14 protein-coding genes and 1 other annotated feature are annotated in these 14,156 nt (G+C 36.3%); of the genes, 6 read left to right on the forward strand and 8 right to left on the reverse strand.

Features of this window, described 5'->3' with window-relative positions:
* Positions 1-152 precede the first annotated feature (152 nt).
* Positions 153-1,865, reverse strand: coding sequence for a septation ring formation regulator EzrA (locus BM057_RS05040; protein ID WP_092091935.1), 1,713 nt, complete (start codon positions 1,863-1,865; stop codon positions 153-155).
* 181 nt (positions 1,866-2,046) lie between these two features.
* Here BM057_RS05040 and BM057_RS05045 point away from each other — a divergent pair, with 181 nt between their 5' ends.
* Together BM057_RS05045 and rpsD are read left to right on the forward strand one after the other, a co-directional pair.
* Positions 2,047-2,526 carry a GAF domain-containing protein gene (locus BM057_RS05045; RefSeq protein ID WP_092091937.1) on the forward strand — a complete coding sequence of 160 codons (480 nt, stop codon included), beginning with the start codon at positions 2,047-2,049 and terminating at the stop codon, positions 2,524-2,526.
* Between the two features lie 222 nt (positions 2,527-2,748).
* Positions 2,749-3,354 carry a 30S ribosomal protein S4 gene (rpsD, locus tag BM057_RS05050; protein WP_047390088.1) on the forward strand — a complete coding sequence of 202 codons (606 nt, stop codon included), beginning with the start codon at positions 2,749-2,751 and terminating at the stop codon, positions 3,352-3,354.
* A 468-nt stretch (positions 3,355-3,822) separates the two neighbouring features.
* On the opposite strand, the gene BM057_RS05055 is transcribed toward rpsD, so the two are convergent.
* On the reverse strand, positions 3,823-4,491 hold the full coding sequence (locus BM057_RS05055; protein WP_052181733.1) for a DUF1054 family protein: 669 nt from the start codon (positions 4,489-4,491) through the stop codon (positions 3,823-3,825).
* 172 nt (positions 4,492-4,663) lie between these two features.
* Here BM057_RS05055 and BM057_RS05060 point away from each other — a divergent pair, with 172 nt between their 5' ends.
* Positions 4,664-5,101, forward strand: coding sequence for a YueI family protein (locus BM057_RS05060; protein WP_047390087.1), 438 nt, complete (start codon positions 4,664-4,666; stop codon positions 5,099-5,101).
* A 215-nt stretch (positions 5,102-5,316) separates the two neighbouring features.
* Here BM057_RS05060 and BM057_RS05065 read toward each other — a convergent pair whose 3' ends face one another.
* From BM057_RS05065 to BM057_RS05075, 3 genes are read right to left on the reverse strand one after another with little or no spacing between them, the layout of a single operon-like run.
* Entirely contained in the window at positions 5,317-6,009 is a 693-nt protein-coding gene (locus tag BM057_RS05065) for a 5'-methylthioadenosine/adenosylhomocysteine nucleosidase (protein WP_047390086.1), read from the reverse strand.
* 16 nt (positions 6,010-6,025) lie between these two features.
* The gene (locus BM057_RS05070) at positions 6,026-6,277 is read right to left on the reverse strand and encodes a hypothetical protein (RefSeq protein ID WP_052181732.1); all 252 of its coding nucleotides are present in this window, start codon (positions 6,275-6,277) and stop codon (positions 6,026-6,028) included.
* 2 nt (positions 6,278-6,279) lie between these two features.
* On the reverse strand, positions 6,280-6,843 hold the full coding sequence (locus BM057_RS05075; protein WP_047390084.1) for an NUDIX hydrolase: 564 nt from the start codon (positions 6,841-6,843) through the stop codon (positions 6,280-6,282).
* 246 nt (positions 6,844-7,089) lie between these two features.
* On the opposite strand from BM057_RS05075, the gene BM057_RS05080 reads away from it, so the two are divergent.
* From BM057_RS05080 to BM057_RS05090, 3 genes are all read left to right on the forward strand, one after another.
* Positions 7,090-7,794, forward strand: a complete 705-nt coding sequence (locus BM057_RS05080; protein ID WP_047390083.1) for a 5-bromo-4-chloroindolyl phosphate hydrolysis family protein — start codon at positions 7,090-7,092, stop codon at positions 7,792-7,794.
* A gap of 24 nt (positions 7,795-7,818) precedes the next feature.
* On the forward strand, positions 7,819-9,054 hold the full coding sequence (locus BM057_RS05085; RefSeq protein ID WP_425439018.1) for a toxic anion resistance protein: 1,236 nt from the start codon (positions 7,819-7,821) through the stop codon (positions 9,052-9,054).
* A 117-nt stretch (positions 9,055-9,171) separates the two neighbouring features.
* Positions 9,172-9,420: a GlsB/YeaQ/YmgE family stress response membrane protein gene (locus tag BM057_RS05090; RefSeq protein WP_047390082.1), complete on the forward strand. Its 249-nt coding sequence runs from the start codon at positions 9,172-9,174 to the stop codon at positions 9,418-9,420.
* A 122-nt stretch (positions 9,421-9,542) separates the two neighbouring features.
* Here the strand turns inward: BM057_RS05090 and cspD are convergent, their stop codons facing one another.
* From cspD to BM057_RS05105, 3 genes are all read right to left on the reverse strand, one after another.
* Positions 9,543-9,743, reverse strand: coding sequence for a cold-shock protein CspD (gene cspD, locus BM057_RS05095; RefSeq protein ID WP_047390081.1), 201 nt, complete (start codon positions 9,741-9,743; stop codon positions 9,543-9,545).
* 470 nt (positions 9,744-10,213) lie between these two features.
* On the reverse strand, positions 10,214-12,997 hold the full coding sequence (ileS, locus tag BM057_RS05100) for an isoleucine--tRNA ligase (protein ID WP_092091939.1): 2,784 nt from the start codon (positions 12,995-12,997) through the stop codon (positions 10,214-10,216).
* Between the two features lie 194 nt (positions 12,998-13,191).
* Positions 13,192-13,411: a binding site (T-box leader), on the reverse strand.
* A 4-nt stretch (positions 13,412-13,415) separates the two neighbouring features.
* Positions 13,416-14,102, reverse strand: coding sequence for a DivIVA domain-containing protein (locus BM057_RS05105; RefSeq protein ID WP_092091941.1), 687 nt, complete (start codon positions 14,100-14,102; stop codon positions 13,416-13,418).
* Positions 14,103-14,156 lie beyond the last annotated feature (54 nt).

The following is a 14,156-nucleotide window of genomic DNA, read 5'->3' on the forward strand; positions in this document are numbered from 1 at the left end:
ACTAAACTCGTTAGAAACCTATTTTTTCACCAACGTTAGAAGATAAAGAACCAACAAAAAAAGCTGAGATTACAGTCTCAGCTTTTTTTGATATTATTTTTCAATAAAGAGTGTTAAAACAATTGTTTTCTATACGTTCTCAGCGTAACAACTTATGCGTTACCGCCTTGTTTATCTTCATAGTATTCACTTTCAACTTTTTTAAAAGCGCCAGGCTCAGCATTTTCTAAAGCTGTTGAAATGATTTCCAAAGCTTCGCGATATTGATATTCTTTATAGAATGCATCCATTCCTTTTTGGACAGCAGATGCTACTTGAGGATTGGTTTGACGGTAACGATTAGCGTATTGCACCATGTATTCTGTCAATAGTGCACTGTCCACCATCTCATCTGTTTTATCCATTAATAAATCAATATCTTCTTCGCACAACTCTGCCATTTTTTTGATTTCATCGATATTGATTTTCAAACGCCCAACTTCTTTTGACAATGTTTCGATACGATCACTGACAGAGAAGAACAAGTCTACATACTCAGGCGGCAATCCTGGAAGGTGCTGTTTCTCTATATACCGTTTCATGCCGCGCATATTGAGCTCGAACTGATCGATTTGTTCTTTGATCTTCAACTCTTCTTGACGAAGTTCTTTTAGAGCTGCAGTAATATTTTTTTGTTTTTCTTCTATTGCTGCCAGTTTTTTGGCATCTTCTTTAAAGCCGGTTTCGATTTCCGAATAAACAGCTGTTTGTTCTTGAATATGATCATCATAGTAAACAAAACGTTGTTCGATCTTCTCTAATTGGTCTTTCAATGTCTTCGTTTGTTCTAATTCATCATGATTCAGTTGATAGCTTTGTGAAACGCGATCGATCTCAATCAATAGTTTTTCATTTTGATTGGTTAAGTACTCGATATATTCAGCCAACGTTTGATAATTTTTCTTCACGTATTGGTAAGCATCAATTTCGCCTTCCATCGTACTGTACAAGCGATCAATTTCCTTTTCTAACACAGGCAATTGCTCTTGAGCGGTCGTAATGTCAAGCTTGCTAGCTTCTTGTATCGCTTGCTTTCTTTGTTCATTTATTTTTTCTGTGTCTTCTAAGATGCGATCATCTGGAAAATGATAATGTTGATCTCGTAACTTTTGATAGCCTGTTTTGATTTCTTCCAATTGAGCTGGATATTCCTCTGTCAATTCTTTCAAAATATCAGGAATAACAGCAACCTTTTCTCTTAAATCTTGTGTTTTTGTTTCAACATTCTCCAAAACTTTTTTGGCTTCCATATGGTCGCCTTGAGAAGTGATCTCAGAAAAAGACGCGACTTCGGTTTCTAAAGCTGTCAATTCATTTTCTAAAGCATCTAAAGCAGGACCAAAAGAGAAACTTTGTGTTAATAAATTCTTGCGGATCTTCTGGTATTGGCTTTTGATTTGATTCAATCTTGATTGGTTATTTCCCTCAATCTTGAGCAAACCTTTCAATGCTTGTTGGATTTCTGTTAAAGCCGTCTTGGTTTCTCTCATCTTTTGTCTTGCTTTATCTTCGGCGGTATTGGCTTTTTTCAGTTTCAATTGGTCAATCGCCTGTTTTGCATCAAATAATTCATTTTCGATTGATGGAAAAGAAACGCGTTCTATTTGTTCCCATTGCTTTTTCCACTTTTTAAAAGTCGTTTCAGTTTCCCCCGTTAGTTTTAAGTCATCAGCTTCGTGTAAATCATCAACAACTGGCATATTCAATAATTGTGTTTTTTGTCTTTCCAGATCGCTAATGATTTGATAATGTCTTTTTCGCATCATATAACTTGCGACATACGCAGCTATCACGAGTACTATGATAACGATTAAAGCAATTTTCATGTTCCCTTAACCTCCAGTTGCATTCAAGCAAATTGATTCATTTTTATTTCCAAATATAGATTTCTTTAATCATTTCTTGTAAAATTACCTATTAGTTAGTATACCATATTGATTACGTTCTAACAGTACAAAAGATAAAAAATCTTAGCAACTAAAATAAATTTACGTGAGGTCTGAGAAAATGTCCAAAGAAAAATCTTATCGTCTAATGAATGCACAACTTGAAGCCATCTTAACAGGCGAAACAAATGTGATCGCTAATTTAAGCAATGCTGCTGCTCTGTTATACACTTCTATGCCTTCCATCAATTGGGCCGGCTTTTATTTTTATGATGTTGAAGCAGATAACTTAGCCCTCGGACCATTTCAAGGAAAAGTTGCTTGTGTACGGATCCCTATCGGCAAAGGTGTTTGCGGCACCGCTTATGAAACAAACCAGACGCATGTAGTCAAAGACGTCAATCGTTTTGCAGGACACATTGCCTGCGACTCAGCTAGCCAATCTGAAATCGTTGTTCCCTTTCAAATATCTGAAACCTTAAAAGGCGTCTTAGATATCGATGCTCCAGTAACAGAGCGTTTTGATGACATCGATCGACAATATCTAGAAGAATTTGTACAAATCCTCGTTCAGCATACGGGAGACCGAAAGAATAGTTGACCAGCTCTTACAAATAAGGTATAATGCTCTTTGTGTAAAATAATGCAGCAGAAAAGTGGTAAGCGCGTCAACAGTTTGTTACCTGTAGGACTAGTCTCTTACAGCATAGTGCAATTGTGTAACCTGCGGCTGCATAGGTGAAGATTGAAAAACAAACTGCACGTCTACTGAGCTTTTTAGTTAATTATTTTACTCCAAAAAAATTATTGGAGGAATTTTATTATGTCACGTTTTACAGGCCCAAGTTGGAAAAGATCTCGTCGTTTAGGCATTTCTCTTTCTGGTACAGGAAAAGAAATCGAACGCCGTCCATACGCACCAGGTGAACACGGTCCTAACAGCCGTAAAAAATTATCTGAATATGGATTGCAATTACAAGAAAAACAAAAATTACGCTATATGTATGGTGTAAACGAGCGTCAATTCTACAACTTATTCTTAAAAGCTTCAAAAATCAAAGAAGGTCGTCAAGGGGATAACTTTATGATCCTTTTGGAACAACGCTTAGATAATGTTGTTTACCGCTTAGGTCTTGCAACTACTCGTCGCCAAGCACGCCAATTGGTAAACCATGGACATATCCTTGTTGATGGCAAACGCGTAGACATTCCATCTTACAGCGTTCAACCTGAACAAGTTGTTTCAGTTCGTGAAAAATCTAAAAACATGGAAATCATCAAAGCGGCTGTTGAATCCGTATTTGGTCGTCCAGACTTCATCAGTTTTGATGATGAAAAATTAGAAGGTTCATTGACTCGTCTTCCATTACGTGAAGAATTGAGTGCTGAAATCGACGAAACGCTTATCGTTGAGTACTACTCAAGATAATAAATAGTCGTTCAAACAGACTTTTTAAAAAGCTTGGAACTCTTATTAAATTAAGGTTCCAAGCTTTTTTATTTTATTTGTTCAAGTATGCCAATTTGGGAAAATTTTGGGAGAGTTGTTTAGAAAATAATGTTTTGTAAAAAATACAAGGTGAACTATTTAATGTTCGTTATCTCATCATAAGTTCCCCTATTCTTCTTTAAGATCTGAATATATTTTTTAGTTTTCTTTCAAAATGAGCAAACTTGATTTAAATACAGTTGCTGTCCATTTTACATAAACAAATACATACAAAAAAGTCAATAGATCAAAAAATCTAAAATACCTAGATTCTTCTTTTCATCTGATGATTTGATTGTTAACCAAGTGATTTCTTCTATTTATAAAAGGTCTCTTTCCAACGCAATCGCACTATAGAATATTCTACAAAAATTAAACTTTGACTATTTTTAGAGGTCAGTACCCTACTTATCCTTTCAAACCTTTTTGCTCTTTTTCTAACAGCTGAATAGACAATGACGACTGATAAAAAGGAAGCAAATAGTCGAACGTTTCTAACATAAAAGTTGCTAATTTTTGGTTATCCTCTACTCTTTCATCTCCTGCCTCCAATAATCGACCAATCATCCATTCTCCTTTTTTGACATCCCGAAAGCGAATAAGACTTTTGTTTACATCTGCATCATGCAGGAAAACATACTTTTCTTTAGTATGGTCTAAAGAAATAACATATGAATCAGGTAAACTGTACAGTTGATCGATTTCATTGATCAACGAATCAGCGATTGCTTCTTTATGTTCAGGATGATCGATAAAAGCTAACCAAAAAGCTACATATTCTCTATTGATGGCGATTTGAAAATGCGGATATTTCTTGTATCCCCTTTTGTCTCCGCCAATTGCTGCCCAAGTGCTTTCAGGAGCATATTTTGTGCGGCGAAGATGTTTTGCAACGTGAACAGGGAAAGAAATAGTATCCACTTTAGCTGTTAAAAATTCAGCTGCTGTCTCTCCCAATGCGTAGAGACGAGGTTGAATCGACGCACGAATAGCTGTCATACGGGGATCAAGCCCTTCTATCGAAAAGATAGAAAATTCATTTTCTGAAAAACTCATTTGTTTGTCTGATTCTATCACGATTCATTCTCTTCTTTCTTTGTTTTTAATGTCCATTTATTAAAGACTTTTGTCTCAATCTTACGTCATTCTATGGTAAACTAGAATAGTAGATTCATAGATTTTTCGATCTTTAGAAGCATTCGATAGCTGCGCTTCTTCCCCCATTTATTTAATAGAGAGGAGCTTGTATATGTCAAAAGACCCTAATGAGTATCTGCAAAAAGGAATGTATGGTGCCAAAAAAACCTTGATCGATGAACGCAGACACTATTTGGGCAGTTTACGAGAACGCGTTTATTTAACGATTTCTCCTGAACAGCTACAAAATGATTATTTTTTAAAGGCTTTTGAAAAAGAAATCAAACAACATCCAAACGGAAAACTACTGTTGAATGGAAAATATGATTTATCTGATTTCGAAATGTTTATTCAAGTAGCGCAAAAAAATAAACTAGCCTTTACGCTGGTTTCAAACGAATATTCTGAAACCAGTCCAGTTGCATTGATTTACACTGCTACTGATGCGGTTAACGAACCGACGATTGATGTCGCGGAAAAATACCCAGTTGAAAAAGAAACTGAAAAAACTGAAAAGAAACCTTCACTATTCAAACGTTTCTTTTCTTAAGTAGTTATTTTCATTCACTCCACAAGAAAGCACTGATGCATCATTCAACAACTCTTTTTCAGTCGAAAAGAGCCAAAAGCCGAAAAATGGAGAGCCCCTCTCCTCGTTTCGGCTTTTTCATATTGTATGTTCGTCAAAGTTCTTGTGTTATTGAGCATGTCTCATTTTTTTATAGAGTTGAAAAATAGCCTCAATCATGCATTCGTTTCTGTCGCTTACTTAAGTTTTTCAAGAATGTGGCACACCATCATAGCAGAGTTTTTTCCAGCTTTTATGATGAATGTATCAAAGCTGACATTTGCTTCATTATCTGCTGTATCAGAAACGGCTCTAACGATGACAAACGGAATTTGAAATTGATAGCACGTTTGAGCAACTGCTGCTCCTTCCATTTCTGACACTAGTGCATCTGGAAAATGAAACTTGATCTCTTTGACACGTTTTGAATCAGCAATAAAAGAATCACTTGTCACGATCAACCCTTTTACAGGTGATAAGCCAACTTCTGTGATTGCCTCAGCTGTAACATCCAATAGTCGGTCATCGGCCGTATAACGAGCTGGCATTTGTGGTATTTGTCCATAAACATAACCAAAGGCCGTTGCATCAGCGCTATGATAAGCTAATGCTGTGGAAACGACCACATCTCCTATCTTTAATGATTCATCTATTGCTCCTGCTGATCCTGTGTTGATCACTGCTTCTACCTGGTATTTGCTGATCAACAAAGTTGCAGCTAGAGCAGCGTTCACTTTTCCGATTCCTGATTTCACAAGAACGACTTGATGTCCATATAGCTCTCCACTAGAAAAAGCTGCGTTTGCTTCTTGCCAATCTTCACGGTTTTCCATTTTTTCTTTTAACACAATGATCTCTTCGTCCATTGCACCTATGATTCCTATTTTCAAATTTCTATTCCTTTCTTTATACCAGAAAAATAATCAGCAGCAATCCTACAAGAAGAACGGACAACACTAAAATGATCAAATTTAGTTTTTTATCCGTTTGCCGTATCTTATCATTTTCTCTTTTTCGAGTAGAAGTAGCAATTCCTTGTTTTTCTAAAGATTTGCGGTATTTTCTTTCAGTCTTTTTTCTTTCTTTTTCTCGTTTCTTTTGTTCTACACGTTCTTTTTCTCTACGCTGTTTTTCTTCTTGGCGAAAATTCTGATCCATGCTCAATCTTCCTTTTTATTTAATGACAAACGTTCTATTTTCCAATACAGAAGGGCAATGATCGTTTTACCGTCAATAATTCTTTTTTCTTCAAAAGCAGCCCAAGCTTCTTCAAAAGTCAGTGTCTTGATTTCAATGAATTCATCCTCATCCCCTGCCCGCGGTTTTGCAATTTTCTTTAAACCTTCTGCGCGATATAGATAAATGTATTCGTTAGAAAAGCCAGGTGTTGTGTAAAAAGGCGTGATCAATTCAAATTTTTCTGGATAGAAGCCTGTTTCTTCTTCCAATTCTCTTATTCCTGTCTCTCGAGGATCAGAGTCCGTTAAATCGATTTTACCTGCTGGAATTTCAAGGATAGCTTTTTCTAAAGGTTTACGGAATTGTTCCACAAAAATCATTTTTCCTTCTGATGTAAAAGGCATGATCGCTACTGCACCAGGATGTTCAACTATTTCACGCGATGCCGTTTCACCATTGGGCAATCGCACTTGTTTAACGACATAATCGATTAGACGCCCATCATAGATCGTTTTACTAGAAATCGTTTCTTCTTCAAATTTCATACCGCATCCTCCTCCGACGATTCTTTATCTATGATAACCGTGCAAGAAAAAAAACACAAGGACGTTCAGTCGAAATTCCAGCCTTCTTTCTAGTATAATAGAATTAAGAAGGTATTCGTTTACGCCATTATCTTAAGACAAAAAGAAATCATGCTAAAGACGGATAGTTGTCTGTCAGCAATGTGTGCTAAAATAAAAGAGAATTGGAATACAACATTGAACCAAAAAATATATGAGGTGAATATAATGGATAAACTGTTGAAAAATTTAAAGGATATCATCAGTTATACTTTTACTAGTGTCACGACCATTTTGATTTTTTTAATTTTGCTTTTTTTATTCAGTTTCGACTTCTGGGTGTCTCTAATCATTAGTTTAGGTATAGGCAGCTTTCTTTTCTATAAAAATGAGCAGAAACAAACGGTAAGAAAAGGGCAACGTTTAGGAAAAGTATCATCTGAAAAAGAAGCTTTTTATAAATCTAAAGGCTTATCTAAAGAAGAAACGAAATTTTTTAGAGAAACGATGCAAACGGCAAAAATCAATATTCTTCAGTTAGAGAAAAACATGCACGCTTCAACAAAACTGACAGCGATCGAAAAACGGAACAATACGATTCATTTGGCAAAAGAATTGTTTAAAGCGATCGTTTCTGAACCTAATCGTCTGCATGAAGTCGATAAATTCCTATATGTCCACTTGCCTTCTTTAAGAGACTTGACCAGTAAATATATTGAAGTTGATCAACATGAAGTTAAACAAAAATCAACATTCGATGTCTTAAATAAAAGTGCTCAAACTATCGATGAAATGTGCAACCAGATTGCACAAGATTACGTTTCCTTCAAATCAGATGAAGTTGAAGATATGGAATTAGAAGTAGAACTTGCAAAGAAAATGATGACAAGAGATAATGGAGACAGTAACGAAATTCAACAGGAGGAACTATAATTTCAAAGGAGTTGGGAATCGCTTATGGATAATAATAAATACGAAGACCTTGAAGCTAATGCACCAGACATGAAACAAACAAATGTAAAAAATGTAAATGAAGAACTAGAAAGCTTAATGCAGAATCCTTTCGATACAGCATCAGCACCCGCTGCACCTACTGCTGGTCCGCTTTCCACATCAGCTGCGAAAGAACAGACACCTGATCGCCTTGTAGACAAGCTTTCCAAGGAACGCCGACAACAAGCTCAGTCTTTAGCAGAACAGATAGATGAAACAAGCATTGAATCGGTGATGTCTTATGGCGCAGCGGCACAACAAAAATTGGGAGAATTTTCTCATCACATGTTGGATCATGTTCAAAATCAGGACACCGGTGAAATCGGCAGTACGCTTAATGATTTAATGTATCGCTTGAACGAAGCAGACCCGGAAGATTTGAACGCAGATAATCAAAATGTATTTAAACGTTTATTTGGGAAAGTCAACCGATCTATTTACGAGGTAACGGCAAAATATCAAAAAATTGGTGCCCAAATCGATAAAATCGCTTTGAAGCTAGATAAAGAAAAAGGTTTATTGTTAAGAGACAACGCCATGCTTGAACAGTTATACGCTAAAAACTTAGATTACTTTGAAGCCTTGAATATTTATATTGCAGCTGGAGAGCTTAAACAAGAGGAACTGTTAACAAAACTGATTCCTGCTGCAGTCGAGAAAGCTGAAAAGAGTACGGATCAAATGGATGTTCAAAAGGTCAATGATTTGAATCAATTCTTGGATCGCTTGGAAAAACGGACCCATGACTTAAAATTGGCCCGTCAAATGACGATCCAACAAGCACCTCAGATTCGTTTGATCCAAAACACAAACCAAGCGCTATCTGAAAAAATTCAATCTTCGATCAATACGGCTATTCCTTTATGGAAAAACCAAATCGCTATCGCTTTGACATTATTAAGACAGAAAGATGCTGTCAGTGCGCAACGCCAAGTTTCTGAGACTACAAATGACTTGCTGAAGAAAAATTCAGAAATGCTGAAGACTTCTGCTATTGAAACAGCAAAAGAAAATGAACGAGGGATTATTGACATTGAGACCCTTCAACAAACTCAAACTGATTTGATTGAAACCTTACAGCAAACCCTTGATATTCAAGAAGAAGGTCGTATCAAACGGAAAGAAGCTGAACGCGAACTTTCAACGATGGAATCTGATTTACGTAACCAACTGTTAGAATTAACCAATAAACATCACTGATCTCTTTACTCTTTCCATTCTTTTATGACGAATGAGCATATTAATTGAATTGTGTCCAAAATGTGTATATAGTAAAGCATGTAGAAAGAAAATATTTTGTATTGGAGAGTGAAAGTAATGATAGGATTTATTTGGTCTCTTATCGTTGGTGGCATCTTAGGTGCTATTGCTGGTATGATCGTAGGTAAAGACGTACCAGGAGGAATTATTGGAAATATCATCGTAGGTTTTATTGGTTCATGGATTGGTACTTCCTTACTTGGTGGTTGGGGCTGGGAAGTAGGCGGATTTTACGTCTTTCCTGCTTTGATCGGAGCAATCGTTCTGATCTTCATCTTCTCATTGATTGTGGGTAGAAGAAGATAATACATTAATGAAACAAAAAAAGAAGCTGGTTTTTTCCCAGCTTCTTTTTTTGTTTCTATTGAACATAATGAAAAAAGAGATAAAAACATTTCTGTTTCTATCTCTTTTGAGTAAGTTAAGTATTATAGTTTAACAACGTTAGCTGCTTGAGGACCACGGTTTCCTTCAACAATTTCGAATTCAACAGGTTGGCCTTCTTCTAAAGTTTTGAAACCTTCACCAGTAATTGCGCTGAAGTGTACGAATACATCGTCTCCACCTTCAACTTCGATAAAACCAAAACCTTTTTCAGCGTTGAACCATTTTACTGTTCCTTTTTCCATCTTACCTAAACCTCCATTTTTTACATTTTGCAACAGATTCTTTTTTCAATAGAGGCAAAATCATTGTTCCAAAATCCTAGACTTTATATTTCAAACACATACATGAAAAATTGTAAGCTGGTCTGAAAAAACTTTGTTCTCTTTAAAAAAGTAAATCTATCACTTAAGGACATTATAACGCAGCCTGTTTTATTAAGCAAGGGTTTTCATAAACTTAAAAGCTCTTTTTGTTCAATATTTTAAGAAGCTGTTCAGAGTTGTGATTCCTTGCATTTGCTTTTTATTTTTATTATACGGAACCTGCTTACTTTTCATTTAAACATCCATTGTAGCACCATCGTTCCGAATAAATGTCGTGACCAATGTTTGAAAGTTGAAGAACCTATTTTCTTTGTTAAAAAAGCCAACCAAATCTTATATCACAAGAATTTGGTTGGCTTTATGATTTTTCAGAACAGAAAGAATAATTTTTATTCCATTTCAGCAGTTAAAGCTTCAGGATAATGTTCTTCCAAGATTGCGTGGCATCTTCCGCAAATAGTAGGCGCATCTTCAAATGTTCCTACTTCTTCGCTGATGATTCGGCATCTTTCACATGTTTCACCATGAGCGTGAGTAACTTCTACGGCTAAATCGTCAAACTTCATAGCTGAATCTGGTGTTTGAGTTGGATCAGCTATTTTTAGATCAGAAACGATCAGCAACTGTCCAATATTTGCACCAAGTTTTTCTAAGTTCTCTTTAACGGATGAAGTTGGATAAAGTGTAACTTCTGCTTCAAAAGATTTACCAATAATTTTTTCATTTCTCGCAACTTCTAAAGCTTTCAATACTTTATCTCTTGTTTCCATAAAGGTTCTCCAGTCTGCCAAGATCTCATCTTGGTGCTCGAAGTTTTCAACTTCTGGGAACTCAGACAATTGAACAAATGCTTCTTCTTCAGTTAGATAATTCCAAACTTCTTCGCAAGTATGTGGAAGAATCGGCGTTAACAACTTCGTCAACTTAACAGCAATATCGTAGAAAACAGTTTGCATCGCGCGTCGATCGTGACCATTTGGCGCATCAATATAAACAATATCTTTAGCGATATCCAAATAAAATTGCGACAGATCAACCGTTACAAAATTCATAACGGTTTGATAAATGGAAGAAAAGTCATACGCTTCGTAATCTTCTCTTATTTTCTTCACGATTTGATTAAAGCGAATGGTCATATATTGATCTAAACCATTCAAATCTTCAAATGCAACGCTATGTTGTTTTGGATCAAAATCAGAGGTATTGGCTAACAAGAAACGAATCGTGTTACGAATCTTACGATAAGATTCAGAGATCTGTTGTAAAATTTCTGTTGAAACTCGTACGTCATACTCATAATCTACACTAGCAGTCCACAAACGAATGATATCTGCACCCATTTGTTTGATAACTTTTTCAGGAAGAATGGTATTACCCAACGACTTACTCATTTTCTTTCCTTCGCCATCCATAACAAATCCCTGTGAAAGAACATTTTTATAAGGGGCTTGATCATTAACGGCAACGGATGTCGTTAAGCTTGAATTAAACCAACCGCGATATTGGTCAGAACCTTCTAAATACATATCTGCTGGGAATGATAATTCCGGACGTGTTCTTAATACACCAGCATGAGAAGAGCCGGAGTCAAACCAAACATCCATAATGTCCGTTTCTTTTGTAAATTGTTGGTTTGGGCTGCCTGGATGAGTAAATCCTTCCGGCAACAAGTCCTTCGCTTCGCGTTCAAACCAGACATTAGAGCCATGCTCACCGACTAATGTAGCAACATGATTAATCGTCTCCGGTGTAATGATCGGTTCGCCATTTTCTGCGTAAAAGATTGGAAGTGGCACACCCCATACACGTTGACGAGAAATAACCCAATCTCCACGGTCACGCACCATGTTATAAATACGTGTTTTGCCAGATGGATGCCACCATTTAACATCCTGTTCGATCACGTCTAATATTTCTTGACGGAATTGATCAATAGAAGCAAACCACTGCGGCGTTGCTCGGAAAATAACTGGTTTTTTCGTTCTCCAGTCATGCGGGTAACTATGAGTAAAGAAGCTTAACTTCAATAGTTGTCCATTTTTTTCCAGCCATTCTGTGATCACTTTGTTTGCTTTATCATAGTACATTCCTTCTAAACCAGGTGCTTCTGTTGTAAAGCAACCTTTATCATCGATTGGAGATAATGGTTCAAGGTGGTATTTTTTCCCTACCATATAGTCGTCTTCCCCATGCCCAGGAGCAGTATGAACCAAGCCTGTACCAGCATCTAAAGTTACATGGTCTCCAAGAATCAGCATAGAGGTACGATCATAGAAAGGATGTTGAGCTGTCATATACTCTAAGTCTTTTCCTTTGAACTCATCTAATACTTCTACTTCGTCCCAACCTAATTCAGAAGATACATTGGATAGCAAATCACGAGCAACAACGTATTTTTTCTCTCCTGCTTTTACTAAAACATAATCAAAATCAGGATGAACGGTAATGGCCAAATTAGAAGGCAATGTCCAAGGTGTCGTAGTCCAGATAATGAAAGATGTGGCATCATCTAACTTCCCTTTTCCATCAACCACATCAAAAGCTACATAGATACTTGGAGACTTGACATCTTTATATTCAATCTCAGCTTCAGCTAAAGAAGATTCACTAGATGGAGACCAATAGATCGGTTTTAGTCCTTTATAGATATAACCTTTTTCAGCCATTTTACCGAACAAACGAATTTGTTGTTCTTCATAGACTGGATCTAATGTGACATAAGGATGGTCCCACTCGCCAGCAACGCCTAACCGTTTAAAGTCTTCCCTTTGTTTGTTGACCTGTTTCCAAGCATATTCCTCACAAATTTTTCTAAAAGCTGCTACTGTCAATTTTTTACGGTCTACGCCGCTATTCGTAACAGCTTGCTCAATCGGTAATCCATGTGTATCCCATCCTGGTACATATGGAGCACGATAGCCTGACATACTCTTTTGACGGATGATGATATCTTTACTGATTTTATTTAGCGCATGTCCCATATGAATATCGCCGTTCGCATATGGAGGACCATCATGCAAAATAAAGGACGGCTTATTTTCATTTATTTTTTGACGTTGGTGATAAACATCTGCTTCTTCCCATTCTTTTTGCCATTCTGCTTCTCGAACGGGCAAGTTCCCACGCATCTTGAATTTTGTTTTTCCAAGATTCAATGTATCTTTCATTTTCATTATGATCATTCCTCACCTTTCTTTTTTCTCATCACGTTAAAATCATTTATTTGTTTTTCACACATGTTCCTGCTAAGACATCCAGTTGCTGTATGCCTAAAAAAAATAATAAAGAAGTGCAAGACCGCTTTAATTCATGTACATTGATCAAACCTACCGATCAAAAAAATGATGAAAAAAAAGACTTCCCCCTGAATAGGGACGAAGTCTTCGCGGTACCACCCAAAATTTAAGAAAAAGAAATACTTTTTCTACTTTTGTAATTGTTAACGCTCATTAAGCGGCAGATTTTACTGTTTTTTCAAATCCGCACTCATGGATGATCTTACGATAAAAGGAACTTGTTAGACTTCCACCATTCTCTAACTCGCTGAAAAGTATTCTATCGTTTTCTGTTCCACTCTTAGTTTTTATTTGTTTAATTTGGTAGTTCAATAGCTGGTGTTGATCCCTCTTCATGCATCATTTGATCACCATCAGAAGCATCTTCTTCTAGATCGATTTCAGTCGCTAAACCAACTTCTATTTCAGAAACATCTTCCGCTTCATTTTCAGAAATAGATCCTGCAGTCATTTCTTCTTTTTGTTCTATTTGTTGAATGACTTCTTTCACGGTTGATAAATCAAGTGTATCATCCAGTTCAGGCTTCAAAAGCTCTTCCCACTCTTCATTTTTTACCATTTCCAACTGGGATTCGATCATTAATTGCAGACGCTGCTTAAAAATACGACTCTGCTTTCTAAGCTCTTCTGTTTCAGAAGTGATTTTTCGAGCTTTAGCAACAGCTTCATTTAATAAACGATCTGCATTATTTTCTGCCTCTAAATGAATGATTTCTGCTTCTTTATTAGCATTTTCTTTCAAACGATCTGCCGCTTCTTGCGCAACGATGATCGACTTATTAAGAGCTTCCTGCATATTATTAAAGTGCTCAACTTTTTCTCCAGCGAACTTTAATTCTTTTTCAATTTCACGTTTTTCTTTTAAGAGCGTTTCGTAATCACGAATAATCTGTTCAAGATAATCATTCACTTCATCTTGATCATACCCTCTCATTTTTACAGGAAATTCTTTATTATGTATATCCAAGGGAGTTAAAACCATAGAAGTACCTCCATAAATAAATTTTTGTTTTAAAAGTACATACTTATCTGTTGT

This window comes from Pisciglobus halotolerans, assembly GCF_900113675.1.
Taxonomy (GTDB): domain Bacteria; phylum Bacillota; class Bacilli; order Lactobacillales; family Carnobacteriaceae; genus Pisciglobus; species Pisciglobus halotolerans.

Bases quoted from the DNA above. Each gene is read 5' to 3' on its own strand.
- BM057_RS05040 (WP_092091935.1), bottom strand. From the start codon at position 1,865: ATGAAAATTGCTTTAATCGTTATCATAGTACTCGTGATAGCTGCGTAT.
- BM057_RS05045 (WP_092091937.1), top strand. From the start codon at position 2,047: ATGTCCAAAGAAAAATCTTATCGTCTAATGAATGCACAACTTGAAGCC.
- rpsD (WP_047390088.1), top strand. From the start codon at position 2,749: ATGTCACGTTTTACAGGCCCAAGTTGGAAAAGATCTCGTCGTTTAGGC.
- BM057_RS05060 (WP_047390087.1), top strand. From the start codon at position 4,664: ATGTCAAAAGACCCTAATGAGTATCTGCAAAAAGGAATGTATGGTGCC.
- BM057_RS05070 (WP_052181732.1), bottom strand. From the start codon at position 6,277: ATGGATCAGAATTTTCGCCAAGAAGAAAAACAGCGTAGAGAAAAAGAA.
- BM057_RS05075 (WP_047390084.1), bottom strand. From the start codon at position 6,843: ATGAAATTTGAAGAAGAAACGATTTCTAGTAAAACGATCTATGATGGG.
- BM057_RS05080 (WP_047390083.1), top strand. From the start codon at position 7,090: ATGGATAAACTGTTGAAAAATTTAAAGGATATCATCAGTTATACTTTT.
- BM057_RS05085 (WP_425439018.1), top strand. From the start codon at position 7,819: ATGGATAATAATAAATACGAAGACCTTGAAGCTAATGCACCAGACATG.
- BM057_RS05090 (WP_047390082.1), top strand. From the start codon at position 9,172: ATGATAGGATTTATTTGGTCTCTTATCGTTGGTGGCATCTTAGGTGCT.
- cspD (WP_047390081.1), bottom strand. From the start codon at position 9,743: ATGGAAAAAGGAACAGTAAAATGGTTCAACGCTGAAAAAGGTTTTGGT.
- ileS (WP_092091939.1), bottom strand. From the start codon at position 12,997: ATGAAAATGAAAGATACATTGAATCTTGGAAAAACAAAATTCAAGATG.
- BM057_RS05105 (WP_092091941.1), bottom strand. From the start codon at position 14,102: ATGGTTTTAACTCCCTTGGATATACATAATAAAGAATTTCCTGTAAAA.